1 protein-coding gene is annotated in these 1608 nt (G+C 40.1%); it reads left to right on the forward strand.

The window, feature by feature from the left end; translation table 11 throughout:
• Positions 1-278: 278 nt before the first annotated feature.
• Complete coding sequence (locus GPK60_RS07030) at positions 279-1487, forward strand: IS110 family transposase (protein WP_195982893.1); 1209 nt, start codon at positions 279-281, stop codon at positions 1485-1487.
• The last annotated feature ends 121 nt before the right edge of the window (positions 1488-1608 follow it).

The following is a 1608-nucleotide window of genomic DNA, read 5'->3' on the forward strand; positions in this document are numbered from 1 at the left end:
TCTACTACAATATATTTATGGTTAATATCCCTTACAGCCAGTAAGGAATTATCCATCTTGTTGCTTAAGCTGTATAATGATGGAGCAATCGGTATATCGAATACTTTCTTGGACTCCGCGTCCGTAATTAAGACTGATAACCAGCTCCTCATTCGCAGCGTTCGTTTTATGCAGGTTGAATCGCCATAGGTGCATTCGCGTCACACCACAGTAGATTGAATAGGCAATGAGTAAAACTGGTACTTATCCATTGCAATAATCTTAAGGAGTGACAATTTATGAACGCAGTAGGTATCGATGTTTCAAAAGGTAAGAGTATGGTTGCTATCATGCGACCTTTCGGTGAAATTGTTTCCGCACCTTTCGAAATCAAACACACAGCCAGTGGTATCAATTCACTTGTAGAACTCATCAACTCTGTTGAAGGTGAGTCCCGAATCGTGATGGAGCACACAGGGCGTTATTATGAAGTCCTCGCTCATCAGCTTTCAGAGGCAAATCTTTTCGTCAGTGCCATTAACCCAAAACTTATCAAAGACTTTGATAATGATTCTCTTCGTAAAGTGAAATCTGATAAAGCAGATGCTGTTAAGATTGCCCGATATGCTCTTGACAAATGGCAAAATCTTAAACAGTATAATGTTATGGATGAATTACGCAATCAGCTCAAAACCATGAACCGTCAGTTCGGCTTTTACATAAAACACAAGACGGCTATGAAAAATAATCTTATCGGCATCCTTGACCAAACCTATCCTGGTGTCAATACTTACTTTGACAGTCCTGCACGCAGTGACGGCAGCCAGAAATGGGTTGATTTTGCATCTACATACTGGCATGTAGACTGTGTCCGTAAAATGTCCCTGAATTCCTTTATCGACCATTATCAAAACTGGTGCAAACGTAAGAAGTACAACTTCAGCCAATCCAAAGCTGAGGAAATCTATGGAAAAGCAAAGGAACTTGTTCCTGTACTTTCAAAGGATGCCATTACAAAGCTTATTATTAAGCAGGCTGTAGACCAGCTTAATAGTGCCTCTACAACTGTTGAGTCACTACGCACTCTCATGAATGAAACTGCATCCAAACTCCCGGAATATCCTGTCGTTATGGCTATGAAAGGGGTTGGAACTTCACTTGGTCCTCAGTTGATAGCTGAGATCGGAGATGTTTCCCGTTTCACTCACAAAAGTGCTATTACTGCATTTGCCGGTGTAGATCCCGGTGTTAATGAATCGGGAAGTTATGAACAAAAAAGTGTTCCAACTTCCAAACGAGGCTCCTCTGATCTTAGAAAGACTTTATTTCAGGTAATGGATGTCCTGATTAAAACGCATCCGCAAGATGATCCTGTTTATCAGTTCTTAGATAAGAAACGTGCTCAAGGCAAGCCTTACTATGTCTATATGACTGCAGGTGCCAACAAGTTTCTAAGAATCTACTACGGACGAGTGAAAGAATATCTTTCATCTCTTCCAGAATCTTAATTATCCACTAATATTTTCAGGCCAGCACTGGTGTGGTGGTCTTATTTTGATACCTAATTTTCAACCTGTATAAAATTTTCAATGTTCTTCAATTTAGCCTTGACTTTTTATTTGCAGGCTT

Source organism: Ruminococcus sp. MCC718 (assembly GCF_018783905.1).
GTDB classification, from domain to species: Bacteria; Bacillota; Clostridia; order Lachnospirales; family Lachnospiraceae; genus Hominisplanchenecus; species Hominisplanchenecus faecis.

Bases quoted from the DNA above. Each gene is read 5' to 3' on its own strand.
- GPK60_RS07030 (WP_195982893.1), top strand. From the start codon at position 279: ATGAACGCAGTAGGTATCGATGTTTCAAAAGGTAAGAGTATGGTTGCT.